The sequence below is a fragment of the Avibacterium paragallinarum genome (genome assembly GCF_011765605.1).
GTDB lineage: Bacteria > Pseudomonadota > Gammaproteobacteria > Enterobacterales > Pasteurellaceae > Avibacterium > Avibacterium paragallinarum.
In genome coordinates, this window is record NZ_CP050316.1 from 1,336,596 (window position 1) to 1,362,544 (window position 25,949).

The 25,949-nt window shown below is 41.2% G+C and carries 25 protein-coding genes and 1 pseudogene; 13 read left to right on the forward strand and 13 right to left on the reverse strand.

Annotated features, from left to right (window positions below; all coding sequences use genetic code 11):
• Window positions 1-31: 31 nt before the first annotated feature.
• The 8 genes from HBL79_RS06280 to kbaZ all read right to left on the reverse strand — a co-directional run bounded on the left by HBL79_RS06280 (window position 32) and on the right by kbaZ (window position 6,890).
• Complete coding sequence (locus HBL79_RS06280; RefSeq protein ID WP_035686857.1) at window positions 32-670, reverse strand: RpiB/LacA/LacB family sugar-phosphate isomerase; 639 nt, start codon at window positions 668-670, stop codon at window positions 32-34.
• Window positions 671-705: 35 nt separating this feature from the next.
• Window positions 706-1,752 carry a glycoside hydrolase family 88/105 protein gene (locus tag HBL79_RS06285; protein ID WP_035686860.1) on the reverse strand — a complete coding sequence of 349 codons (1,047 nt, stop codon included), beginning with the start codon at window positions 1,750-1,752 and terminating at the stop codon, window positions 706-708.
• 17 nt (window positions 1,753-1,769) lie between these two features.
• Complete coding sequence (gene agaF / locus HBL79_RS06290) at window positions 1,770-2,204, reverse strand: PTS galactosamine/N-acetylgalactosamine transporter subunit IIA (RefSeq protein ID WP_021723988.1); 435 nt, start codon at window positions 2,202-2,204, stop codon at window positions 1,770-1,772.
• A 74-nt stretch (window positions 2,205-2,278) separates the two neighbouring features.
• Window positions 2,279-3,151, reverse strand: a complete 873-nt coding sequence (locus HBL79_RS06295; protein WP_035686863.1) for a PTS system mannose/fructose/sorbose family transporter subunit IID — start codon at window positions 3,149-3,151, stop codon at window positions 2,279-2,281.
• Complete coding sequence (gene agaW / locus HBL79_RS06300) at window positions 3,141-3,908, reverse strand: PTS N-acetylgalactosamine transporter subunit IIC (RefSeq protein WP_017806041.1); 768 nt, start codon at window positions 3,906-3,908, stop codon at window positions 3,141-3,143. Before agaW ends, HBL79_RS06295 begins: the two co-directional genes overlap by 11 nt.
• A 19-nt stretch (window positions 3,909-3,927) precedes the next feature.
• Window positions 3,928-4,416 (reverse strand): PTS N-acetylgalactosamine transporter subunit IIB, encoded by a 489-nt coding sequence (gene agaV, locus HBL79_RS06305; protein WP_017806040.1) that lies wholly within the window; start codon window positions 4,414-4,416, stop codon window positions 3,928-3,930.
• A 14-nt stretch (window positions 4,417-4,430) separates the two neighbouring features.
• Entirely contained in the window at window positions 4,431-5,591 is a 1,161-nt protein-coding gene (locus HBL79_RS06310) for an SIS domain-containing protein (RefSeq protein ID WP_017806039.1), read from the reverse strand.
• Between the two features lie 15 nt (window positions 5,592-5,606).
• The gene (gene kbaZ / locus HBL79_RS06315) at window positions 5,607-6,890 is read right to left on the reverse strand and encodes a tagatose-bisphosphate aldolase subunit KbaZ (protein WP_017806038.1); all 1,284 of its coding nucleotides are present in this window, start codon (window positions 6,888-6,890) and stop codon (window positions 5,607-5,609) included.
• A 296-nt stretch (window positions 6,891-7,186) separates the two neighbouring features.
• Between kbaZ and HBL79_RS06320 the strand changes: the two genes are divergently transcribed.
• The 3 genes from HBL79_RS06320 (at window position 7,187) to kduD (ending at window position 11,153) form a co-directional block, all read left to right on the forward strand.
• Entirely contained in the window at window positions 7,187-8,743 is a 1,557-nt protein-coding gene (locus tag HBL79_RS06320; RefSeq protein WP_035686865.1) for a sulfatase family protein, read from the forward strand.
• 17 nt (window positions 8,744-8,760) lie between these two features.
• The gene (locus HBL79_RS06325) at window positions 8,761-10,251 is read left to right on the forward strand and encodes a DUF2264 domain-containing protein (RefSeq protein WP_046097457.1); all 1,491 of its coding nucleotides are present in this window, start codon (window positions 8,761-8,763) and stop codon (window positions 10,249-10,251) included.
• Window positions 10,252-10,385: 134 nt separating this feature from the next.
• Window positions 10,386-11,153 (forward strand): 2-dehydro-3-deoxy-D-gluconate 5-dehydrogenase KduD, encoded by a 768-nt coding sequence (kduD, locus tag HBL79_RS06330; RefSeq protein WP_035686869.1) that lies wholly within the window; start codon window positions 10,386-10,388, stop codon window positions 11,151-11,153.
• Between the two features lie 49 nt (window positions 11,154-11,202).
• On the opposite strand, the gene kdgR is transcribed toward kduD, so the two are convergent.
• Entirely contained in the window at window positions 11,203-11,991 is a 789-nt protein-coding gene (gene kdgR / locus HBL79_RS06335; protein ID WP_035686871.1) for a DNA-binding transcriptional regulator KdgR, read from the reverse strand.
• A 159-nt stretch (window positions 11,992-12,150) separates the two neighbouring features.
• Here kdgR and HBL79_RS06340 point away from each other — a divergent pair, with 159 nt between their 5' ends.
• Window positions 12,151-13,092: a sugar kinase gene (locus HBL79_RS06340; RefSeq protein ID WP_035686875.1), complete on the forward strand. Its 942-nt coding sequence runs from the start codon at window positions 12,151-12,153 to the stop codon at window positions 13,090-13,092.
• A gap of 9 nt (window positions 13,093-13,101) precedes the next feature.
• Entirely contained in the window at window positions 13,102-13,737 is a 636-nt protein-coding gene (locus HBL79_RS06345) for a bifunctional 4-hydroxy-2-oxoglutarate aldolase/2-dehydro-3-deoxy-phosphogluconate aldolase (RefSeq protein ID WP_017806032.1), read from the forward strand.
• 89 nt (window positions 13,738-13,826) lie between these two features.
• Here HBL79_RS06345 and HBL79_RS06350 read toward each other — a convergent pair whose 3' ends face one another.
• Window positions 13,827-14,651, reverse strand: coding sequence for a glycerophosphodiester phosphodiesterase (locus HBL79_RS06350; RefSeq protein WP_035686878.1), 825 nt, complete (start codon window positions 14,649-14,651; stop codon window positions 13,827-13,829).
• Window positions 14,652-14,887: 236 nt separating this feature from the next.
• On the opposite strand from HBL79_RS06350, the gene HBL79_RS06355 reads away from it, so the two are divergent.
• From HBL79_RS06355 to HBL79_RS06380, 6 genes are all read left to right on the forward strand, one after another.
• Window positions 14,888-15,961 (forward strand): ABC transporter ATP-binding protein, encoded by a 1,074-nt coding sequence (locus HBL79_RS06355; protein WP_035686881.1) that lies wholly within the window; start codon window positions 14,888-14,890, stop codon window positions 15,959-15,961.
• Complete coding sequence (locus HBL79_RS06360) at window positions 15,958-16,827, forward strand: ABC transporter permease (RefSeq protein WP_035686883.1); 870 nt, start codon at window positions 15,958-15,960, stop codon at window positions 16,825-16,827. The genes HBL79_RS06355 and HBL79_RS06360 overlap by 4 nt, the downstream gene beginning before the upstream one ends.
• Complete coding sequence (locus tag HBL79_RS06365; RefSeq protein ID WP_035686885.1) at window positions 16,824-17,666, forward strand: ABC transporter permease; 843 nt, start codon at window positions 16,824-16,826, stop codon at window positions 17,664-17,666. Before HBL79_RS06360 ends, HBL79_RS06365 begins: the two co-directional genes overlap by 4 nt.
• 23 nt (window positions 17,667-17,689) lie before the next feature.
• Window positions 17,690-18,772: an extracellular solute-binding protein gene (locus HBL79_RS06370; RefSeq protein ID WP_046097472.1), complete on the forward strand. Its 1,083-nt coding sequence runs from the start codon at window positions 17,690-17,692 to the stop codon at window positions 18,770-18,772.
• 183 nt (window positions 18,773-18,955) lie between these two features.
• Entirely contained in the window at window positions 18,956-20,266 is a 1,311-nt protein-coding gene (locus tag HBL79_RS06375; protein WP_035687531.1) for a histidine-type phosphatase, read from the forward strand.
• 99 nt (window positions 20,267-20,365) lie between these two features.
• Window positions 20,366-21,463: an ROK family protein gene (locus HBL79_RS06380; RefSeq protein ID WP_035687534.1), complete on the forward strand. Its 1,098-nt coding sequence runs from the start codon at window positions 20,366-20,368 to the stop codon at window positions 21,461-21,463.
• A 108-nt stretch (window positions 21,464-21,571) separates the two neighbouring features.
• Here HBL79_RS06380 and efp read toward each other — a convergent pair whose 3' ends face one another.
• Window positions 21,572-22,138 (reverse strand): elongation factor P, encoded by a 567-nt coding sequence (gene efp / locus HBL79_RS06385; RefSeq protein WP_035687537.1) that lies wholly within the window; start codon window positions 22,136-22,138, stop codon window positions 21,572-21,574.
• Between the two features lie 34 nt (window positions 22,139-22,172).
• Between efp and epmB the strand changes: the two genes are divergently transcribed.
• Together epmB and HBL79_RS12605 are read left to right on the forward strand one after the other, a co-directional pair.
• The gene (epmB, locus tag HBL79_RS06390; RefSeq protein ID WP_035687655.1) at window positions 22,173-23,186 is read left to right on the forward strand and encodes an EF-P beta-lysylation protein EpmB; all 1,014 of its coding nucleotides are present in this window, start codon (window positions 22,173-22,175) and stop codon (window positions 23,184-23,186) included.
• Between the two features lie 902 nt (window positions 23,187-24,088).
• A pseudogene (locus HBL79_RS12605) lies at window positions 24,089-24,334 on the forward strand (LysM-like peptidoglycan-binding domain-containing protein); the annotation flags it as partial.
• Between the two features lie 470 nt (window positions 24,335-24,804).
• On the opposite strand, the gene HBL79_RS12540 reads toward HBL79_RS12605, so the two are convergent.
• Window positions 24,805-24,930, reverse strand: a complete 126-nt coding sequence (locus tag HBL79_RS12540; protein WP_256730304.1) for a hypothetical protein — start codon at window positions 24,928-24,930, stop codon at window positions 24,805-24,807.
• Window positions 24,931-25,000: 70 nt separating this feature from the next.
• Entirely contained in the window at window positions 25,001-25,906 is a 906-nt protein-coding gene (rdgC, locus tag HBL79_RS06400) for a recombination-associated protein RdgC (protein ID WP_035687542.1), read from the reverse strand.
• Window positions 25,907-25,949: the final 43 nt, after the last annotated feature.

Genomic DNA, 25,949 nt, shown 5'->3' on the forward strand with positions numbered 1-25,949 from the left:
CTCTTACATTGCATAAAAAGCAAAAACGAAATTAGCTATTCAATACTTCTGTAACATAAGCTCGGATTTCATCATCTTGGCAGTTATCGAAGAAGCATTGTTGGAAGCGTTCACCGCTCACTGCGGTTTTCACCAATTCTGGATCAATTGAACGCAAGGTGTCTAAATAGTCTTTCGCCACCGCCGTTTTCACTTGATTGAGAATGCCAGCATTGCGAACTTGAGGTTCACGACGTTCAACTGGATAGCCTTGACCACGTTCACCTTCAAAAGCTTTTTCAAACATATAACGCACGTTTAATTCTGCCCCCCAGCCGAATCCTTTAGCAAAGGCTAAGGATAAGGCGTTACCATTGTTGATTTGTGCGAATAAGAACGCATCAGCAGGTTCTAAGCAGTAACCACACACCACACCAGGATGAAGGTTTAATGACATTAATGCACCTTGCCCTGTACCACAACCCGCTACAACAAAATCAACGGCTTTTGAGTTTAATAAAATGCTCGCCATAATCCCTAAGTGGATATAAGTTAAGTGGTGATCTTGCTCGCTGTTCATTCCCACGTTATAAACGCTATGCCCTTTCGGCTCAACCACGTTTTTTAACTCATTTAAGATAATTGGATTTTTCGCCGCTTGGCTGTTTTCCATCATTAATGCAATTTTCATTTTTCTTTCCTTAATTCAATAATTAAAAGTTACCGTTATTCGGCTTGTAATTGATAAATTTCTGCTCCTGCAAGTAAGAAAGCACCTACACCGTAATCGATGTTGTCTTCTTCTTTCACTTCACGCGGATTGAAAGCAGGAAGCTGAATCCAGCCTAATTTGCCCTCAGAATTGACCGCACTTTCTAATGCTGCCCAAGCTTTTTCAACTGCAGGTTGATATTGTTCACGCGCTAATACGCCTTGATTTACCCCCCAAGCTAAGGCATAGCAGAACAATGCTGTTGCGCTACTTTCTTTGGCTGGGAAAGTTTGAGGATCAAGTAAACTTGCACGCCAGAAACCGTCTTCTTGTTGGAACGGTAAGATGGTTTCTGCAAGCTGACGATAAAGGGTTAAATAACGCTCACGTTCTGGATAGTCTTCGGGCATATCACGGAATAAGCGTGGAATCGCTGCAATCACCCAACCTACGCCACGTCCCCAAAAGACTTTTTCACCATTGGCTTCACGCAATTCACCGCCTTTGCCATCTGGAATATAACGGTAATCACGATAGAACAAGCCCGTTTCTTTATCTTGTAAATGATCAACAGAATCCCACCACGCTTGGTTTGCGTAATCACGGTATTTGCTTTCGCCCGTTAAGGTGGAGAGGGTAAAGAACACTTGTGGTGCCATAAAGAGTGAATCACACCACCACCAATCTTCACGCCCTGGTTTTGGATTTGCCAGCATATCTTCTACAAAGTTGATGGTTGGCTCTAAGGCTTCTGGCTGATTAAATAACGGATACACATCAAGATAGGATTGTGCACAAACCAAATCATCAGCAAAGCGTAAATGTGGTCCTGTGCGGAACCCCGTGTGCAAGGTATAATCTAATGCCCCATCTAAAAAGCTTTGTTCACCCGTTACTTTCCACGCATTGGACACGCTTGCCCAAAACACGGCACGATCCCAATCGGTATCTTTAATAAAACGCACTCGCCCTGTGCGTCTAATCACCGTGCGTGTTTGATGATCTTTTTGCCAATGATACACGCGTTTCATTAACTCAAGAGTTTGCTGTTGAGCTTTCATTGTATTTCCTCTCAAATTTATAGACCATCTTCATCGCCGTCATCATCTGAAAGTGCGGTCAGATCCTGACGTAGATTTTTTATTTGGCTAAATTCACCACGGGCCAAGCAATCGGCTAATTCGCTTACAGAAAATTCTTCACGTTCTAATGCAGCATTAACAATCATTGATAAATTAACACCAGCCACCACTTCCACATTAGGATCTTGCAATAAAAGATTAATTGCTCGATTACAAGGTGAACCACCGTAGAGATCTACTAAAAAAAGCACACCATCTCCGCTATTCACTTTTTCTTTTGCTGCTAATAACTGCGACTCTAACTCATCAGTGGACATTGATTCTAAAAAATCAACAAATTCAAGCTGCGGCTGTTGCCCTACAATAGCTTCTACAGCTGAACGCATACCTGAGGCAAAATTAATATGACCTGATACAACAATACCTAACATAAGCTGTCCTTATTTTATTGCTATTCTATAAAGGAAACGAGAAATCCCCATTTCCTTTATGTTATGAAAGTAAATTAAAGGATACCAATCCAATGTCCTATAACACCAAAAATCAAGGTACTAAAGATCAATGCTGGTGGTTTTGCCCAGAAACCCGTACCTTTCACTAATTTAAACATTAGGAATACCAAGGCTAGAGGAAGTAGATTCGGCATAATTTTATCGAAAAGTGCGGTCTGTAGTTCCACCACTTTTCCACCCATTTCAATACTTGCGGTGGTTTTAAATCGAATAAAAGTAGCACATAACGCGCCAATAACGAAAATCCCCATAATATTTGCAGCCTTAGCAAGACGTTCTGTAGAATCACTCATACTTACCATCGCTGCTGTACCCGCTTTGTATCCCATAAACATCAAACTAAAGTATACAAAAAAGTGCATAATCTGATAGAGGATAAAGAATACAAATGGCCCCGCAATAGATCCTTCCATTGCAATTGATGAACCTAAAGCCAGAGTTAATGGCATAATGGTCATATGGTCGATACCATCACCAATCCCGCCAGTTGGCCCCATACCTGCTACTTTCATTACGTTGATAGTAGAAGGTTTTTCTTTATTTTCTTCCATTGCAATAGCTGTACCCAGCAAGAAAGTAAAGAGTTTCGGACTTGCATTGAAAAACTGTAGGTGGTTTTTCAATGATTTCGCCAAGTCATATTTATTATTGCCGTGAATTTTTTTCAACGCGGGGATAATTGAATATGCCCAACCACCTGCTTGCATACGTTCAAAGTTAAAATTACCTTCCATAAACAAACCACGAATTGCACATTTCCAAAGATCTGCTTTGGTAATCACTTTGCGAACAGTTTGATCTTGATATGCATCAATATCATCAACAAGACTTTCTGTTACTTGGTTATTAACATTTTTAGATTCCATCTTCGAACTCCTGTGCTTGAGATTGGTTGTTATTGCTGTTACCTGAGAAGTAGAAATAAAGTACTGCGATTGAACCACCGATGATCGCCACCGCCATAATTGGTAGTTTTAAGTAAGTGGTTGCAACGAAACCGATAAAAAACACACCTGCAACTTGTTTTGACCACATAATTTTAAGTAGCATTGCAAAACCAATTGCTGGCACTAAACGCGCCCCTAAACCTAACCCCTCTAATAACACTTTTGGCGAATTATTATTGATCCAATCTGCTGCGTGTTCACCGAAATATACCGTGATAAAGGCAACTACAGCATAAAGTAGACCGCGTAATGAAATAGTGGAAATTAACAAGAAATCCAGTCCATTCGGATTGGCCTGTTCTGCATATTCATCAGCTTTTCCCATTGTAAATGAGGTTATTGCAAAGAATCCGATGATCAACATCTGCATCAATACTGCGATAGGCAGACCTACACCCATTGCTACTTCTGCACTTTGCCCTGTCATCACAGCAAAAGCAACGGCTGCAATCGTACCCATTGTTACATCAGGCGGCTGAGCGCCTGCATTAGGTACTAACCCTAACCAAGCCAACTCTAGCGTCGCTCCAGTAATTAAGCCAAGTTGTAAATCGCCCATAATCAAACCCACTACTGGACCTGTAATTAACGGACGGTGAATATTTAACGCGACGTCGTATTTATCGATACCGCAGAAGAACGCCCAAAGGGCGACTAATAGTGCTTCAGTTAACATAAATGCTCCTTACTGAATATTAAAGATATTGTTTAATATCGATCTCTTGTACATCAGGTGTATTTTGAATAGTACAAGTTACTCCTGCATTCACCATACGACGGAATGCATCAAGATCCTTTTCATCAACAGAAACCGTTTTAGTTAATTGTTTTTTTCCTTCGTGGAAGTGCATATTGCCAATATTACAATGTTTAATAGGCACTCTACCTTCAACTAAGCGTGCAACGTCTGTTGGGTTATTACATAAAATAAAGATTTTTTGCTGTGGTGATGCTTTATGAATCACATCAATAGTCTTTTGTATGGTGAAAAAACGCACTGCATATTCCCCACCCGCTGACGCTTTCATTCCAGCCTGCATAAATGCAGCATTTGGACCTTCTGCTGCTTCGTCATTGGCGACAAGAATTAAATTCGCTTCAGAGTGTTTCCCCCAAGTAATTTTAATTTGACCATGTAATAAACGCTCATCAATACGAGTCCATACAATATTTGGTGTTGCCATAAAAAACTCCTTAATTACGAATGAAATGGGTGAATAATAACGCCTTGAACCACACGATTTACTTCACCTGTTGGACAAGGGTTGTCAGTGGTGATACCACGACTGAATGAACTATAGAATGAATTAATTTGTGCAAACACAATATACGGGAATAACAAGGCATAATCGGGAGCATTTTCAAATCCCTCGATAGTGATCACATCATTGCCTTCTACACCTGCTTGTGCGGTTAAACACACAACACGACTTGCAATATTATCGCGTCGTAATTCATTATATAAATCAAGATCATATAAACGGGTATAAGGTTGATTTGATAAAAATTCCACCACTACCGTTTTAGGATTTACAATAGATTTTGGTCCGTGGCGGAAACCTAACGGTGAATCATAGGTTGCCACAATGCGTCCTGCGGTTAATTCCAAAATTTTCAATGCAGATTCTTGTGCCAAACCTTGCAAGCCACCGCTGCCTAAATAGATAATGCGTTCCATCTCAACATTAGAAAGTTGGCGTGCATAATCCACATAGCGAGGGAGCAATTTTTCTGTGGCATCGCAAATAAATTGTAGCTGTTCAACCACTGAGCCTTTTGGCAATAAGAACACGGAAAGTGCTGATAACATCATTGAGCTAAAACTTGATGTCATTGCGAAACCGCCGTCATTGGTTTGTGGAGGCATTAATAACGCTAAAGTGCGGTCATTTTTTTGTGCATTTTGATACAACGCCCCTTGCTCATTACAAGTAATGAATAAGTGATAACAGTTGGTTAAACACTGATTGGCTAATTCCACTGCTGCCACACTTTCAGGGCTGTTACCTGAACGTGCGAAAGAAATTAATAAGGTTGGCACGTCTTGTGAAAAATATTGGTAAGGATTAGACACAATATCTGTTGTGGCAATAGATTCCACACGTTTATCCGTTAATGTTAAAACGAAAGGCTGTAAGGAATGCCCCACAAAAGCGGAAGTTCCTGCGCCGGTGAAAATCACACGTCCATTTGCTGCATTCATTACAGGTGCGATGAAATCTAAGATTTGCTGACGCTGTGTATCTACCGTATGCAATGCTTGCAACCAAGCTTGAGGCTGATGTTCAATTTCTTTTGCGGTCATAATGGCTTTACCCGCCACTAATTCGCTTTCTGAAAACCCTAAATAATTTGTCATCTTATCTATCCCCAATTATTTATTGAAAAAACTTGCTAAGGCGTATTGACGAACCACCGCACGCACTTTATCTAACACTACGTCTTTACCACGAGGGGCTAATGTACCTGCACGCACGGCGGCATATTGCTCTGGTAAATATTGGCTTAACAATGGTAATGGAATATCTACGTTCTCAAAATTAGCAAATAATTTTTCCACTGCCGCTGCGATTTCAGGATTAGTCCAGTAATAACGAATACGATCACTAAAGCTAAAACTTCTTGCAAAACGTTGCTCTAACTCGGTACCGTGATAGTATTTTTGCCAGTTTTCTGGGTGTGCTAACATTTGCTCTTCAAGTACAGCAAGTAAATTAGAGCGTTGCTCCGCTGGGAATAAATAGGCTTCCATTGCACATAAAGCATATAAGCCTTCACGCAATGCAAACGTTAATGCCGGCCCCACTTTCAAAATCGCAAAGTGATTTTTTACTAATGCTTTGTAAGCTTCTTCCGTTTGATAATCAGTAGAATGTGCTTCAAACACTAAATTTTCATAATCATTCACCACTTGGCTTAAGGCTTGTGCTTTCTCAGGAATAAAATCAATCACCTTTGTATGATCAAACTCTACCCCTGGCTGCACCACCAAACCAATGACGCGTGGCCAAATATGTTCTAACCCAACGCGAGCAAAGGCTTGTTGATGAGCATTAATGGTGGCTTTCGCGGCACTTGGTGAAGTTACTTCTAATTCAGCAATTTCTTCTGCTTCACCGCCTGGTACAGGAACTTCTGTGCCAACAATGTAAACGATACGATCCGCCAAACCATTTTTTGACGCGGTTTGTTCTGCAACCACAGCTAAACGAGCCGCACGTTCTGCCACAATTTCATCAGACAAAGGCACAGGATCGCCTTTGCAAGACATACTGCAATCTAAATGAATTTTTTCAAAACCTGCTGCGACATAAGCTTCAATGAGCTTCTCGGCATTTGCCATTGCTTCATCAGCGGTTAATCCTTGCCAACGATTAGGCCCTAAATGGTCGCCACCTAAAATTAATTGATCACGCGGAAATCCTACTTCATCTGCTAATTTTTCAACAAAGTGGCGAAAATCTGCAGGTGTCATTCCTGTATAACCACCAAATTGATCCACTTGGTTAGAGGTTGCTTCAATAAGTAATGGCGTTTGATCTTGTTTTGCTTGTAACAATGACGCTTCTAATACAAGCGGATGGGCTGAACAAACAGAATAAATCCCGATTGCTTGCCCTGTTTTATGCTTTTTAATGAGGTTTAATAAAATACTCATTGTTATTTCATCCTTTCTTTATATTGAAATATTGAATTTCATTTTGTATATATGAAAGAAATTAACCTTTCACATTACTTTAAACAAATTATAACGAAAGTAATCAAAGCAAAAAAACACAAAAATCGAAATATGTGATCTAACTCACAAAATAAAATATTTTTTATAAAACATTATTTTGAAATATAGAGAAAACCGTTTTTTTATGAAAAAATAACCGCACTTTGTTTTGAGGAAGAAGTACAACAAAGCGGCCGAAATTAATCCTACCTAATCAAAACATAAGGAGTGACCCAATGAGTATTTCAAGGCGTAATTTTATAAAAGGTGTAGCTACTACAGGAGCTGCAGCAGCACTTTCAGGCACAGCAACGAATGTGCTAGCAAATGAACAAAAAAACGCAACTACGGTGAACAAACCGCTAAACCTACTAATTGTATTTCCAGATGAAATGCGAGCTATGGCACAGGGCTTCAAACATCAAGATCCCGCCATCACTCCACATTTAGATGCCTTTGCTAAAACCGCAAAAGTGATGGATCAAATGGTGTCCAATTACCCACTTTGTTCGCCATTTCGCGGAATGTTTATGACAGGGAAATATCCACAACACAGCGGTGTAACAGGAAATACCCACGATTACGGCGGTAAAGTAGGGATTGAACTCTCCCCTTATGCAAAATGCTGGTCAGACGTTCTTAAAGAACAGGGCTATTCTTTAGGCTATATCGGAAAATGGCATTTAGATGTCCCACAAGAACCTTACATTAAAAGTTATAACAACCCAATGGAAGGGCGTTATTGGAATGACTGGACACCGCCAGATCGCCGCCACGGTTTTGATTTCTGGTATTCTTATGGTACTTATGATCTCCATTTAAAACCAATGTATTGGGGAAATGATACACCGCGTGAATACCCACAATATATTGATCAATGGGGGCCAGAACACGAAGCCGATATGGCAATTAAGTATCTTCGCAATGAAGAAAACAAATATCGCGATCCAAACAAACCATTTGCGTTAGTGGTTTCAATGAACCCACCACATTCGCCTTATGATCAAGTGCCACAAAAATACCTTGATATGTATCCACAAAGTTCAAAAGAACTTAACACTCGCCCAAATGTAGATTGGAATAAAAAATACCTAGAAGGCTATGGTCCACAATATTTCAAAGAATATCTTGCGATGGTTTCAGGAGTTGATGAGCAATTTGGGCGTATCCTCGCCGAGTTAGATAAACAAGGCTTAGCCGAAAACACGCTTGTTGTTTTCTTCTCTGATCACGGTTGCTGTCTGGGTTCGCACGGTGCACCAACCAAAAATAACATTTATGAAGAATCAATGCGTGTGCCAATGATGTTCCGCTTGCCGGGTAAAATTCCTGCTGGCGTAAACCAAAGTTTAATGTCAGCACCAGATATTTATCCAACTGTGTTAGATTTACTTGGATTAAAAGATGCGATCCCTGATAGTGTTGAAGGAGTGAGCCTTGCTGAACAAGTGTTGCACGATAAAGGTGAAAGCCCAACTTCGCAACTTTATTTATTCGTGCCTTACGGACAGCCTTCCTTTGGTCGCCGCGGGGTAAGAACCGCAACCCATACCTTGGAAATCGATCGCCAAGATGGTGAACCATTGAAATACAAACTCTTTGATAACGTCAATGATCCGTATCAAATGAAAAATATTGCCAACGAAAATCCTGAGCTAATCCAAAAACTCATCAAAGAGGAATTGATACCTTGGCTCGAAAAAACAGGGGATTCTTGGCGTCCCGTTGAGTTCATCACAGGACCAACGAAAAAAATGAAAAAACAACTGGAAAGTTGTACGCCTAAAGCGTAAAAAATGGGAGCGGATAAATGCCTAAACCAACCATTCGTTTTAGCCAGCGTCCTTACCTCGCACACGAACACCCGCGACTACAGGACTATTACCGTGCTTTCAAGGAAAGAGTGCAACGTACTTATAAACGCAATGGATTATTTACGAAAAAATACCCGCAACTTGAACAACAAGTGCAACAAGCATTTACACAAAATCAAACCTTTACTCAAGAAAAGTTTGAATTATTGGTAAATTATTTTATCCGCTCTTTCTTTCATTACGCCAATGATGACAATGCCCGAGCAGATTATTATGGCTACCCTTCCGAACAAGGAATGGTATCGGATTCCATTGAGGGAGCAGCACGGAATTATCCCCTGCTTGCTGCCTATTTACATTATCAAACTCATTCCAGCGAGCCACTTTTCATTCAAATTCGAGAACGGCTTGCACAAGGTTTTCTGAATGCCTCCAATCCCCAACATTCAGGCTATTGGGGAGATTTAACCAGCTTTCAGCAAACCATTTGTGAAACTGCTGATTTTGCCCTTGCCTTGTGGCTGAGTAAAAAATGGATTTGGCAGCAATATAACGCTGAACAACAGCAACAAATTCTCACTTGGCTACGGCAAATTAATCAAGTTCAAACGGTGGATAATAATTGGCATCTGTTTGTTTTACTGGTGCAATTTGTGGTGAAAGATCTCAGTGGCATTGATGAAATCTGCCACGAGCGTTATCAACGCATCAAAGAATTTTATGTGGGCGAGGGTTGGTTTCGTGATGGCGAAAAAGGGAATTTTGACTATTACAATTCGTGGGGTTTCCATTATGGGCTGTTTTGGCTAGACCAAATTGCCCCAAATTTTGACCGCACTTTTATTCAGCAAAGTGCGGTGCAATTTTGCGATAAATTTCATTATTTATTCGCGCCACAAGGCTTTGCCTTTTTTGGACGCAGCCTCCCTTACCGCTTCGCCGCACCAAGTGCCTTAATTAGCACAATGATCCAACAAGGCAAAACGGACGGACGTGGCAAACGGATTTTCTCCACGCTCACACAGTTTTTTATCCAACATTCCGCCATTCAACAAGGCAATGTTACACAAGGCTTATTCCAAGCGGATAGACGGTTGGTTGATCCTTACAGCGGTGCGGCGAGCGGGCTTTGGTCGTTACGACCGCTGATTTTGCTCCTTTATGGCAGCCAACAGATTGATTTCTGGCAAACGGAAGAACAGCCCCTCGCCATCGAACAGCAAGACTACGGCATCAGCATACCCGCGATTAATTTAAGAATCATTGGCACACAAGCAACGCAAGAAATTGTGGCGTTATTCCAACATCAACAATACCCCAACGCCCCATTCAGCCAAGCGTGCCTGCAACAACAAAATATATTAAAACGGGGCTTAGAATGGCTTTGTGGACGCTCAACCAGAGGAAAAAATAATTTACTACGCAAAGGGGTTACGGCGTTTTCTTCTCGTTTAAATCTTTATCTTCCCGATAAAGAGAAAACCTAAGAAAAAACGACCGCACTTTGTTTTCTTTTGTTTTTCACTTTGCATAGAAAACAAAAAATAAATAAAACAGCTTTTCAAAAAATAAAAAACCATTTATTATAAAGTTAATTTCATATAACTCAGGAGAAAAAACGATGTTAGAAATGTTAAAAAAATTCGATTTATCTGGAAAAGTTGCCATTGTAACAGGCTGTAATACGGGTTTAGGTCAGGGTATGGCAGTGGGACTTGCTCAGGCGGGTTGTGATATTGTTGGAGTAAACCTTGCAGAAGCTCCAGAAACAGCAGAAAAAATCACCGCACTTGGTCGCCGCTTTGTGAATTTAACTGCGAATTTAATGCAACAAGATCAAATCCCAAGCCTTGTAGAAAAAGCAGTAGAAGCCTTTGGCAAGGTGGATATTCTAGTGAACAATGCGGGGATTATTCGCCGTGAAGACGCGATTAACTTTAGCGAGCAAGACTGGGACGATGTGATTAACATCAACCAAAAAACCGTGTTCTTCTTCTCTCAAGCGGTCGCAAAACAGTTCATCAAACAAGGAAATGGCGGCAAAATCATCAATATCGCTTCAATGCTCTCTTTCCAAGGCGGGATTCGCGTGCCTTCTTACACCGCGTCGAAAAGTGCGGTAATGGGATTAACCCGTTTAATGGCGAATGAGTGGGCGAAGTACAACATTAATGTGAACACTATCGCACCGGGTTATATGGCAACAGATAACACCGCAGCGTTGCGTGCTGATGAAACACGTAGCAAAGAAATCTTGGATCGAATCCCTGCAGGACGTTGGGGCTTGCCAAGTGATGTAGCTGGACCTTGCGTATTCTTGGCTTCTGCCGCGGCAGATTACATCAACGGTTACACCATCGCAGTTGATGGCGGTTGGTTAGCACGTTAATCATTGCCTTTGCGTAAAATAAAAGCTAGAAATTTCTAGCTTTTATTTTTTATTCTTCAACGGGATAATGCTGATAGCCCAGCTGTTTCGACACATTACGTCCTGCTTGGTGAAGCAAGTCCACAAGGTGAGTGAGGTTTTCTTTTTCAAAACGCACTAATGGCAATGAAATCGAAATGGCGGCAATGCAATGTCCAAAGCGGTCGTAAATCGGTGCGGCGACACAATGTAGTCCGACCTCTTGTTCTTCTTTATCTTCAGCATAATGCTGTTCACGCACCAATGCTAATTCTTGCTTGAGTTCTTCGATATTTTTAAGCGTGTTCGCCGTGTGCGGGATAAATTCCACCTCTTTCAACAAGGTTTCCACTTCGTCATCGGTATGTGCGGAAAGCAACACTTTCCCAATCGCCGTGCTGTACGAAGGATTTCGCCGCCCAACGCGAGAATACATTCTTAAATTGTAAGTGGAATCAATTTTATGCAAATACACAATCTCATTGCCATCAAGGGTGCCTAAATGCAGGGTTTCGCCTGTTTGTTTTGAGATTTCTTCCATTTCTTTATTTGCCAATTCAATCAAATCTACATATTCCAATGCCCTTGCACTGAGTTCAAATAATTTTAAGGTTAAGCGATATTTATCCGTTTCACCTTCTTGAGCCACAATCCCTAGGCCTTTCATCGTTTGCAAAAAACGATAGATCGTGCTTTTCGACATCATTAAACGCTGAGCAAGATCCGTTACACCAATTTCCTTTTGTTCACTTAACGCATCAACAATACCGAATACTTTCAATACTGATGATACGACATCGGGTTGAGTATCTTTTTCCATAGTGCCTCTAAATATCATAAAAGAATTGCCTGTGCATATTAACACAAGCAATATTTTTGAAAAGTAGAAAAATTAAAATCACATTTCATTTTTATTGAATAAAAGCATTAATAAATTTATAATCGGCATTATTTCACTCACTTTATTAAGGGGGAAAAAGTGAAAAAAATTGCAATTATTGGCGAATGTATGATCGAATTAAACGGTGAGCCATTTGGCAATATGTGGCAAACTTACGGCGGGGACACGCTTAACACCGCTACCTATCTTGCCCGAGTAAGTAATCCACAAGATATTGATGTGCATTATATTACCGCAATGGGGGCGGACAAACTCAGCCAGCAGATGATTCAACATTGGCAACAAGATCACATCAATACCGGCAACGTGCTGATTGATCCTCATCGCCAAGCGGGGCTTTATCTCATTCAGCTTGATAAATTTGGCGAACGCACCTTCCTTTATTGGCGTTCTGAATCTGCCGCTCGTTATCTTCTTCAACACCCTGACTATTCCCAAGTACAACAGCAACTCAGCGAAATGGATATGATCTATTTGAGCGGGATTTCCCTCGCCATCTTGCCAGATGCCGATCGCTACGCTTTAATCGCCCAGCTAAAACAACTTGCCAGCCAAGGGGTAAAAATTGCTTTTGACAGCAATTACCGCCCAAAACTTTGGGAGTCCGTGGAAAAAACGCAAGAAATTTACACCGCACTTTTGCCTTTCATCGATCTAGCACTGGTTACGTTTGACGATGAACAAGCCTTATGGGGCGACAGCGAAACCGCTCAATCCGTGCAACGTTTGAAAGATTTTGGGGTCAAAAATATTGTCCTCAAACAAGGCAAAGACGGGGCATTATTCTGCGATGCACAAGGTAACGAACAACACATCGCCACCACGCCTGTCGCCAATGTTGTGGACACCACCTCCGCTGGCGATGCCTTCAACGCTGGCTTTTTAAACGGTTATTTACGAGAAAAATCGCCACAGCAATGCTGTCAGCAAGGCAACCAAGTGGCTGAGCTCGTCATTCAGCACAAAGGGGCGATTATTGACAAAAACGCCACCGCTCACCTCATTCATCAATTTAATTAAGGAAAAACTATGAATACCGCACAAATTATTGAAAAACTTCGTGAATTTAAAGTGATCCCCGTGATCGCTCTAGACAACGCACAAGACATTCTTCCCCTAGCCGAAACCCTCGCCAAGAACGGTTTGCCCGTGGTGGAAATCACATTCCGCTCGGCGGCGGCAGAAGAAGCCATTCGCTTAATCCGCCAACACAATCCGAATATTCTTATCGCTGCGGGAACCGTGCTAACCAGCGAACAAGTGGTACAAGCAAAAAATGCTGGGGCAGATTGCATTGTAACCCCGGGCTTCAACCCAAAAATTGTGAAGCTATGCCAAGAATTGAATATCCCCGTAATGCCGGGCGTAAACAACCCGATGTCCATTGAAGCGGCGTTAGAGTTGGGTATCACGGCAGTGAAATTTTTCCCTGCGGAAGCCTCTGGCGGCGTGAAAATGATCAAAGCCCTACTCGGCCCTTATGCACAGTTACAAATTATGCCAACGGGCGGAATCAGCGTAAACAACATTAAAGACTATCTCGCCATTCCAAACGTGGTCGCTTGCGGCGGTTCTTGGTTCGTAGAAAAATCCCTTATCAACAGCCATAACTGGGAAGAAATCGGCCGTTTAGTGCGTGAAGCTGTTGCAATTACCAACGCCTAACTCGGCTAACAACGGAACAACGCCTTGAAAAAAGTGCGGTGGAAAATTTTGAAAAATTTGCACCGCACTTTTTCTTATAATTCAGAACATCAATAAGGCGTTTTGCCCGCTTTTTCAATTAATGATTTTAGATACGGAATATCATCGTGGCTGAGCATATCGATCAAGCCTTCACTTAACCATTGAATGATTTCGCTTTCTGTATCATAGCCGTATTTTTGATTGTACATTTCTAACACGGGGATTTCTTTGGATTCGTGCAGATACATTCTCACTGACAGCCCTGCTTTTTTGTAGGCAATTAAATCTTCTTTGCCAACATAGTGGTATTCCACGCAAACACTGCTGGCGTTTGATCCCAACACCGCACAGAGCTGATCGTTATAGCGTGCGAGGGTAACCACTTGCAAACGCAATGTTGGTAATAATGCTTTGACTTTATTAATTAAAACGTGATCAAAGCCTAATAGCAAAATTTGATCTACCGTGTTGGTGCGTTGCAAAATCTCTGCCAGCACTTCGGCAAAACGCTGATGATTACGGCGTTGTTTGGCTTCTACAATCAAGCCGACATTATTTTCTAATGCCCATTTCAACACGGTTTCTAATTCCACAATGTGCGTACCTTTGAATTCAGGTGAGAACTTTTCACCAAAATCATAGCGTTGCAGTTCAGCAAGGGTCATTTGTTCCACATAACCTTCACCGTTAGAAACGCGTTCGATAGAAAAATCGTGGATAACCACCATTTTTTCATCTTTTGTCATTGCAATATCTAGCTCAATGCTGTGCGTGCCTGCCTCCAACGCACCGACAAACGCAGGCATTGTATTTTCAGGATATTTTGCACTATAACCACGATGACTATTTGCCAAAACCTGCCCTTTTTCTGTTACGTTAAACTCAAATGCCATTTTTCTCTCCTATTTTTTAATTTTCAATTTAATTTTTAAATTCATTTTAGAGTTGATAGCTTGTGTTAGCAAATTAAATTCGATTATTACACCTTTATTTTACTAAAATATGTGATCTCATTCACAAAAACAAACTTATTAGAATTTAATAATTAAATTCTAATTGCGTAAAAATGAAGATTTGGTTTAGAGTAAGATTATCAATCTGGCAACCCACCTAGAGGAGCGAATCAACAATGGCAAAACTCGAATTACGCAATATCACCAAAAAATTTGGCGATTTTTATGCCGCCAATAATATTTCTTTCACCGCAGAAGAAGGGGAGTTTGTTACCTTGCTCGGCCCGAGTGGCTGTGGAAAAACCTCGCTCTTAAAACTGATTGCGGGCTTTCATAAGGCTGATGAGGGCGAAATTATCATCGGTGATCGCCCCGTGAATAACATTCCACCTGAAAAACGTAATACGGCGATGTGTTTTCAATCCTACGCCCTTTTTCCGCATTTGAACGTTTCGCACAATATTTGCTACGGCTTGAAACAGAAAAATGTGCCGATTGATGAGCAAATCGCCCGTTTAAATGTGGCATTAAAGCAAATGGATTTGGAAACACAAAAGTTGAAACTACCCTCTGAGCTTTCAGGTGGTCAGCAACAGCGTGTGGCATTAGCAAGGGCAATGGTAACCCGCCCTGATGTGATTTTATTTGATGAGCCATTATCAAACCTTGATGCCAAATTGCGGGAAAGCGTGCGTTTTGAAATCAAGCAGCTTTCTCATCAATACAATCTTACTAGTATTTATGTGACCCACGATCAGGCGGAAGCCCTGTCGATGTCCGATAAAATCATTGTGTTGAATAAAGGGCAAATCGAACAAATCGGCACGCCACAAGAGATTTATTACCAACCGAAAAATCGCTTTATTGCCGATTTTATTGGCGTGGCAAACATCACTAAAGCGAACGTCAAACATTGGCAAGATGATCTCTATCAAGTGGATTCCTTATGGGGTAAATTTATTGTGCAATCCGCCCACAAGCCTGTGGCTGAGAATATTTATATTTGTTTTCGTCCTGAAGATGCCGTCCCTTGTGAGCCAAATAGCAACGAGGAGAATAAATTTAGCGTCAAAGTGCTACAAACCGCCTTTATGGGCAATATGACTGAAGTGCAAGGCTTGGTAACTTCAGGTTTGCCAAATGAGAAAGTGCGGTTGCAATTAACCAAATTTTCACCGTTATTAAATCAATCAGAAGAATTATTTTTCACCCTCGCGCGTGATGCCATTCGTTTCTTGGAGGCTGTATGAAATCCTTAAAACAAGATCTCAAAGCCTGGCTTCTATTAGGAACAGGGCTTGGCACTATTTTATTATTAATGGGTTCAACCTTTTATTTAGTGGTGGCGCAAAGTTTCGGCTTACAAAATATGTATGGCGAACCCTCGCATTTCACCTTAGATTACTGGCAAGAGGTGCTGAGCAACCCGATTTTTCATAAATCCTTTTGGTATTCCGTGCGGGTTTCCTTCCTCGGGGCGTTGCTGTCGATTTTGGTCGCCTACCCTATCGCCTTATGGCTACGCAACCCAATGAAAGGCAAAGAATTTATCATCACCTTTTTCCGTATGCCGATGCTTGTGCCGGGCTTGGTAGCCGCCTTTTTGTTTATGAATATGATTTCCTATCACGGTATTTTAAACGAAACACTGGTTTGGCTCGGCATTTGGCAAGAACCAAAATCCCTACAAAATGATAGCTTCGGCTGGGGTATTGTGATTTTGCAAATGTGGAAAAATATTCCCTTTGCGTTAATTTTGGTTGGCGGTGCAGTCAATTCGCTGAAAAGTGATCTGTTTGATGCTGCGTCAAATCTAGGTTCAAACAGTTGGCAACGATTTATCTATGTGATCTTTCCTCTCACGCTCGGGGCGGTGCAAGTCTCCTTTATTTTGATTTTTATCGGTGCATTGGGGGATTTCGCCTTTTATAGCATTGCCGGCCCACGCGATACCTATTCGCTAGCTCGCTTTATGCAAATGAGTGCCTATGAATTTGAGGAATGGAACCAAAGTGCAGTGCTGGCAATGGTGATAATGCTGACTTCTGCCCTAGCCTCCGTTCTCATCACCTTAATTATTCGTCCATTATCTGTTAAACGAGGAGCGGTAAAATGAACAAAATACAAAGCAAAAACACACGTTTAATCAACCGCATTGTGCTGATCTTTTTTGTGGTAGTAAATTTTGTTTGGCTCGTTTTGCCGTTCCTAATGGCAGGATTATGGTCGCTTGTTGATCCACAACACCCTTGGAGCTATCCCGATATTTTCCCGCCTGTGCTTTCTTTTGAGCGTTGGCATTATGTATGGGAAAACACCGCACTAAAAGAAGCAATGTTAAATAGCTATACCATTGCGCCGATTGTTTCTTTAATCGCCATCACGCTTGCCTTGCCAACGGCTTATGCCTTTGGACGAATGGAGTTTCGTGGTAAAAAAATTGCCGAACTCATCACCTTAATTCCTTTGGTGATCCCAGGAATGATCATTGCGCTATTCTTTAGTGCGGTGTTAATTCAGTTAAATATTAACAATCCAATGATCGGCATCATTATCGGGCATACGGTAATGACATTACCTTACGCGATTCGCATTTTATCTTCAGGATTTTCTTCCGTACCGCAAGATTTGATTGATGCAAGTCGTGATCTTGGTGCGTCAAAATTCACCACCTTCAAAGATGTTTATCTACCTATGCTAAAACCCGCATTTTTGGCATCGATTATTTTCTGTTTAGTGAAAAGTATCGAAGAATTTAGTATTTCTTTTGTCATCGGTTCGCCAGATTTTATCACCGTGCCAACCATACTTTATTCTTTCTTGGGCTACTCTTTCATTCGCCCAAATGCCGCCGTGGTATCGATCATCTTATTAATTCCAAACGTTATCTTGCTATTAATTATTGAGCGTTTATTAAAAGGTAACTATTTATCACAATCCACAGGCAAAGCCTGATTTCCACCAGAGGAGAAACAATGATGAAAACTCGTCTTATCAAAACCGCATTAATCAGTTTAGGGCTAACCACCGCCCTATCCGTTTCGGCTTCCCAAGATCTCAGCCAAAAAAGCTGGGAAGAGATTGTGGCGCAAGCTAAACAAGAAGGCTCGGTAACCTTTAGCGTGTGGTATTTACAACCGCAATTCCGTCTTTTTGTCAAAGATTTTGAAAAAACCTATGGCATCAAAGTGAAAATTCCTGAAGGCACTTTAGACGGTAATATGAATAAGCTGATCGCTGAAAAATCCCTTAGTAAAGGGAAAATGGACGTGATCGCCATCGCAGCCGACAATTATCCTATCGTGCAGAAAAATGATGTGTTACGAAATCTCAACAGCTTGCCTAATTTCGCTCAAGCCAACCACGCTTTGCAAGGAGTGAAATTTGGCAATCAAGCAATGGGCTTTTGGGGCAACCAAACAGGCTTTGCCTATGATCCATTACGGGTTTCAGAAGATCAATTACCACAAAGTTGGCAGGAAACCGTAACTTATATTCAAACTCACCCGAAAAAATTTGGCTATGCCGATCCCAACGGCGGTGCTTCAGGTAAAGCCTTTATTTTCCAAGCCTTGCTCAACATCAGTGGTAATTATGATTATCAAAACACGCCTTTTGACGCAGCTCAAACCGAAAAATGGCAAAGCACTTGGGATTGGTTTAATCAAAACAAACAAAATATGGTTCGCACCGCCTCGAACGCGGACAGCTTAACACGCTTAAATGATGGCGAATTAGATATTGTTTCCGCTTGGCAAGATCACTTGTTCAGCTTGCAAAAACAAGGTGCGGTAACACCAAGATTGAAATTCTATGTGCCAAAATTTGGTATGCCGGGCGGCGGTAATGTGGTTGTTGTCGCACAAAATGCCCCACACCCTGCAGCAAGTTTAGTGTTTACCAACTGGCTAGTTTCACCTGAAACGCAACAAAAATTAGCCGACCATTTTGGTATCCGCCAATTAAATGCCGAAGTGGGTGAAGCGGATATTCCTTTCTTCCCGCTGGATTGGAGCAAAGCCGCCATTGCTGATTTCACCAAAGAAGTGATCGCAAAATAACATTATTGATGAGTTAAGGTTCTGCCTTAACTCATTTTTTCTCTCTTTTTTGATTATTGTTGCAACAAAATCCATTTAGATTTAACGTTGTTATTGCAAAAGTGCGGTTAAAAATTTTGCAATTTTTATGGCATTTAGTGCAAATAATGCCCCTTCCTTTCTCTCAATATTGGAGGACATTCTATGAAAAAACTCACCTTAAGCCTTAATTTAGTTAGCTTACTTAGCGGCTCACTGTTTTATCCAACCAATCTTAGTGCTGCGCCTAATGTGCCAGACAATCACCAAGCACAAGCGCTGCAATTAAAAAAAATTGTGATTTTCAGCCGACACGGAATTCGCACGCCCTTAGTTGGTAAAGAGAGCATTTTATCCCAAGCTACCCCTTATCGATGGGTAAAATGGCAGGATAAAACGGGCTATCTCACTGCAAAAGGTGCAAGATTAGAAAAATTATTCGCAGCGTACTGGTCTGAATGGTTGCAACAAACGGGAATTCTTTCCTCACAATGCCCGAAAGACGATCTCTTTATTTACACCAATGCTCGTCCACGCACCATTGATACTGGCGTAAGTTTCGCGAAAGGGGCTTATTCACATTGTGCAATAAGAGTCAATTATCTAGGCGAATATAACACGATGGATAACACCTTTAATCCCGTGATTCGCAGCAAAGTAGATAAAGCCTTTGAACAAAAAGCACGCAAAGCGGTAGATGAATTAGTGGGCGAAGGTGGATTTGCACAACTCAACAGGCATCTACAAAGCAATTTCAACGCCCTTTCGCAAGCCTTAAATCAAGGACAATCGCCACTATGCCAAGAAAAACAATTGTGTAATTTAGACCAAGAAGCCAATACACTCACCTTCACACAAGGGAAAGAGCCTAAAACCACTGGGGCATTGCGTGATGGTACAGGTGCTGCCGATAGCTTTCTTCTACAATATTACGAAGGCTTTCCAGCTAAAGATGTAGCTTGGGGACGCATTGATAATCAAGAAAGCTGGAAAAAAATTGTTGATATAAAAGAGCGTTACAACCAATTATTATTCGGCACACAAGTAATGGCAAAAGAAGCCGCAACGCCATTGCTCACCTTTATTCAAAACAGCTTCAAAGATTATGGTTATCAACACCCTTACATTGAAAAAGCTCGCAATGCCAAAGTGGTATTATTAGTCGGACATGATTCCAATGTTGGCTCGCTCTTACCATTATTGAAAGTGAAACCTTATTATCTGCCCGATCAGCTAGAAACCACGCCAATTAGTGGTAAAGTGGCATTTGAGAAATGGGTGAACGCAAAAGGCGAAGCCTTTATGAAAGTGGAATATGTTTATCAAACCATTGATCAATTACGCAACGGCACAAAACTTTCTTTAACAAATCCGCCAAATCGTATAACCTTACAGCTTGAAGATTGCCCAACCAATGCACAGGGCTTATGTAAAATGGACGATTTTTATAACGCGGTAAAAAATGCCTTAAAATAACACCGCACTTTACCCATAGCCGATCACGGCTTCGCTTTTATATAATGTGAAGCCGTACTCCCGAACCATCGCAAACTGTGAACGAGGCGTGATCAAAAAATGACTGAAAGCAAAAAAGACAATGCGATTTTTAATCTCAAAGCCAGCGAAAAACTGCTACTACGGCTCATTCGCCAACACGCCCCCTCACGCAAAGAATTAAGTGCATTATCGGGTTTAACCCCTGGGGCAGTAACGCAATATTGCCGCAAACTGCTGTTTCTCGGCTTAATTAAAGAAACGGAGAAAATGGTAAAAAAACGGGGAACGCCCTCTTTTCATTTAACTTTAAATCCCAATGCTTGTTGCTCGATTGGTATCACCTTTTCAGATAACTCATTTCAGCTCGCAATCGTGGATTTTATTGGCAATAAAATTGCCAATGAACGCTATGTTTACCACAATAGCGTGCAATTTGATGAATTATGCCAACAAATTCGCACCGCACTTCAGCAACTTTTAGACAAAAAATTTCTCGCTGAAGCAAAAATTCTCGGCATCGGTTTTTCTCTTTCTGGCTACCTATTGGCCGATCAATCCATTTCGTCCCCTTGGTTTCCGTTATTACAAAATATCCCGAACCTAGCCAACGTATTCAGCGAAAAACTCGGCTACCCCTGCCATATTGAGAACAACATCAACACGGTGGCACTTGGGGAATATTATTCAGGTTTATGGAATGATATTGAAGATATGGTGGTGATCAGCCTTGATTTCGGTATCGGCGCAGGGATTATTTCACAAGGTAAGCTAATCCGTGGCGGTTTTGGCAATGCGGGCGAAGTGGGCTTATTGTTCCCTTATGATGCCCCTCGCCCAAGCTGGAAATATTTGCAAGACGAACTTGGCGAGTCGCAGTTGCAAGGAAATTTAATGGAAAATCCGCAAGTGCAAAAATGGCTCGCACACAGCCAAGAGCAAATCCATTCCCTTATGCTATCTGCCATCGCGTGGCTCGATCCCCGCGTTATCGTCCTCACAGGAATGTTGCCACCACCGTTAATCAACCAGTTGATTGACTATGTCAAAAACACAAAATCCATACAAAATTTACACCGCACTTCCGCCCAACTCTGTGCTTCCAAAATGAAGTTTGAAGATATTTCCACCGCCGCCGCCATCGTCCCGATTTATCATTTTTTACAGAATAATGAATAAAAAGTGCGGTGTGAAAAAATGAAGGGTTTTCTCACCGCACTTTTAAAATCGTGCATTCAACAAAAAAGCCGTTAATCATAACGGCTTTTTGTTATTCAAAATTTGTGATTACTTCACACGCGAAACATATTCGCCAGAACGGGTATCAACTTTGATCACTTCACCTGTTTGTACGAATAATGGCACGCGCACTACTGCACCAGTGCTTAATGTAGCTGGTTTGCCGCCTGTTCCTGCGGTATCACCTTTTAAGCCAGGATCGGTATCAACGATTTCTAATTCAACGAAGTTTGGTGGGGTTACAGAAATTGGCGCGCCGTTCCATAGGGTTACGATACAATCTGCTTGGTCTAATAACCATTTTTCTGCATCGCCCACCGCTTTTGCGTCTGCTGAATATTGCTCAAAGGTTTCTGGGTGCATAAAGTACCAGAAAGCGTCATCTTTGTAAGAATAGGTTAAGTTTAAATCCATTACGTCAGCCGCCTCCACAGACGTGCCTGATTTGAAGTTTACATCTAACACTTTGCCTGAAATTAATTTACGAATACGCGTACGAGTGAATGCTTGTCCTTTACCTGGTTTTACAAATTCATTTTCAACGATCACACAAGGCTCGCCGTCTTGCATAAATTTTAGACCTGGTTTGAAATCACTGGTAGTATATGTAGCCATATTATCCTCAAATAAAAAGAGATTGTTTTTAAAAGTGCGTATTTTAACCCAAAATAGCCTCATTAGAGAAGAAGAAAATTGGACAGATTATCTCGCCACTGCCATTTCCGATCCCAAAGTGTTAATTGAGAAATTGGGTCTTCCCCTTGATTTATTTGAACAAGATTTTGCCGCCCGCCAGTTATTTGCCTTGCGAGTTCCCTTGCCTTTTGTGGCACGAATGGAAAAAGGCAACCCGAATGATCCACTCTTTTTGCAAGCGATGACCTCACAACTGGAATTTGTGCAAGCGGAGGGCTTTAGCCCCGATCCGTTGGAAGAACAGCAAACCGCCGCACCAAATATTTTGCATAAATATCATAACCGATTGTTATTTATGGTAAAAAATAGCTGTGCAATTAATTGCCGTTATTGTTTCCGCCGTCATTTTCCTTACGCGGAAAACAAAGGAAGTAAAGAAAACTGGCAACAAGCCTTAGCCTATATTTCGCAACATTCGGAAATTGAAGAAGTGATTTTTTCGGGCGGCGATCCGCTAATGGCAAAAGATCACGAGTTGGAATGGCTGATAAAACGCCTCGAAAACATACCGCACTTACAGCGTTTACGCATTCACAGCCGTTTGCCAGTGGTGATTCCGCAACGAATCACGGAAAAACTCTGTGCTTTGCTGGCACAATCCCGCTTTCAAGTGGTGCTGGTTACCCATATTAATCACCCGAATGAAATTGATGACGCACTTGCCACCGCAATGGCGAAACTGAAAGCAGCGGGCGTTACGTTGCTCAACCAAGCGGTTTTGTTGAAAAACATCAACGATAATGCCCTCACCTTGAAAGCCTTGAGCGAGAAATTATTCGCCATTGGCATTCTGCCCTATTATTTGCATTTGTTCGATAAAGTGGAAGGCGCGAGCCATTTTTATCTTGACGATGAAAGTGCGGTAAAAATTTACAAAGAATTACAAAGCATCACTTCGGGCTATCTAGTGCCGAAACTCGCCCGCGAAATCGCCCACGAGCCGAATAAAACTTTGTATTCTTCATAGAATAACAAATAAATATTTTATAGAATAAGGGGATGTAAATTCCGCCCTCTAAAATTGGAAAAGGTATTCCTGTGACAGAACAAAAAGATATTCAACATAATTCAGAAAACTCGTTACAACTTGATTTAGAATTTAATCAGATTGAGCCTGTTATGCCGAAAAAAATGATGCACTCTCACGCTTCAATTATACAAAGACTGAAAAACGCCCTACATACATTACCAACTCGTTCATCTAAGAAAAATATTGAACAGGATATGTCTGAGCAAGAAAACCAAGAAGATCTCCATACGGATTCGAGTAAAAAGAATATGAAATTTTATTTAAATTCACCAGAACACTGGGGCATATTAGGCTTTATTCCTCCTAAATATCGTCGAGTTTTTATTGCTTTATTAATTACCGTATTTCTTTTATTCCTCATTTCTTGGCTAAAACCTAGCCCAGAAACCGTGATTTTTAATCAAGCAACCAATGAAATCCCTACTCAATTTCAATCATTGTACCAAAATCAATCAACAGAAGAACATCCACTGGATAATTTGACTCAACAACTCCCTCCTAAAACAACACAAGAAGATGACTTAACAATGCTTATCCAAAAAATACAACAGAATAATTCTGAAGAATCTGTTGTTCCACAAGATAGCGTAAACAAAGATACCCTCTCAAACATTACAACCTCTGATACTTCACTTTCCCAGCCAACAAGTGCAACATCTGATGCTATGAAAAAAAAGGAAATGAGACATATCTCTGAAAAGGTTCCCCTTCAGCACCAAACATCAAATAAAACGAATCTAGAAAAAAATACGCCACAAACAGCAAAATCAGACAGCCGCCCCCCTATTACCGAAGCAAAACCTGCTGCGGTAAATAACACTGTATTAAATTTGGGAGTAAACAAAACTTTAATCATTCCGCAAGGTGCGTCATTAATGCAAGTTTTCCGTAATAACAATCTGAATATTTCTGATGTAAACGCTATGACAAAAGCAAAAGGTGTCGGTAATGCGTTAAGCAATTTCAAGCCAGGCGATAAAGTACAAGTTTATCTAAATGCTCAAGGTCGCGTGGCACAACTTCGTTTATCTAACGGTGCAACATTTATTCGTCAGGCAAACGGCACTTATCAATACAAAAAATAACGCATAAAGAAAATGGCGGATTATTCCGCCATTGTTTTATCGTCATTTTGTTTCAAAATAATACGCGTTACGTTACCTTTTCATATTTTTATCTTCACACCTTGCTGATTTTAATTTCCGCTGAACTTTTTGCATAATCAGCACAATCTATTAAAACTTTTTGGTGCGATTTAAGCATAAGATGTTGATGCGTGGGCGGGCGTAGTAAAGGGGAAATTTAGCGATAAGCAAGATCTTTATAAGATTAAAAACCCCTCAAAAGAGCGGTTAGAAAATTAGACGTTTTTATCATTTTTGACCGCGTTATTAATCGCTATAACAATACCCAACATTACAGCGGCTAAGGTAAATAATCCAATGGTAAGAGCCATTTAGTCCTCCTTTGATAAGTAAGGTTTGTGTTTGCGGATTTGTTTCCACCAATTAAAGCGAAGTAGGCGATAAGCAATAATGCGAGGCTACTTGCAATTTTAAAGAAGACCTGATTTTGACCAAATATTACCGGCAAGCAAGGCAGCTTTGGCAATGTCTTCAAGCATTTTTGCCCAAGCATCTAACGTGTCCCTATCAATGGAGCGTTTAAGTAAATTAAGCATAATATTCTCCTTGCTACAAAGGCAGTATAACAAAAAGTGCACCAAAGTGCGGTTAAAAAACACCCAAAAATCACAACCGCTCTTTTTCCCCGCCAAATTCATCAAGCAAGTTTTCGGTGAGTTTACTGAGAATACCCGCCATTAATACAAAATCCGCATCAAAGCGTTGGGCGATGTCTTCTTTCAAAATATCGTCATTTTTCTCCCGCACTTCATCAGCGAATTTTAAGCGTTTCATCGTGCCGTCTTCATTTAAAATAAAGCTGAGGTTGCCCTCCCATTCCAACGCCAATTTTGTGATGGCTTTGCCCGCTTGCAAAAGGGAAAGGATTTCTTGAGCATCTAACGCCTGTTGCTTACAGCGGATCACTGCGTTATCTTGGCTGCCTCGCAATTCCGCATCTTCTAAAGGAATCAACCAATTTGGTGTGGCTTCATTGCTCACCCAATGGCTCATTACTAAACTGGGATCGGTGGCGAATGCCAGTGGCACAATGGGCAATGAGCCTAAAGATTTCCGCAACAAGGCTAACGCGTCTTCCGCACGCTTACTTGAAGCCGCGTCCACATAAACCAACTGCTTATCACCATCAATCCAAATGGCGGTTTGTTGATATTTACTAAAAGCACGCGGTAGCAACATTGCCACCACATCATCTTTTAACGCCTGTTTTTCCGTTTTCTTTAATTTACGATTTTCTTTTTGCTCCAACTCCGTAATTCGGCTATCCACCTCTCGCTTCACCACCTGGGCAGGTAACATTTTTTCTTCTTTACGAGCAAGCAATAAAATTTGATCTGCGACGCGAAAATGGAGCTGTTCACTGGTTTTAAGCGGAGAAATCCAGCCAAATTTTTGCATATCTCCTTGCCCGCAAGGGTGAAATTCGCATTGTGCGAGCTGAGCTTGTAAATTCTCTGCTGACCAATCTAATTTTTTCGTTAAACGATAGGTCATAAGGTTCTTAAACCACATAGGCATTCCTTCTTTATTCAGGTAAAATGAGCGGACGAAAACT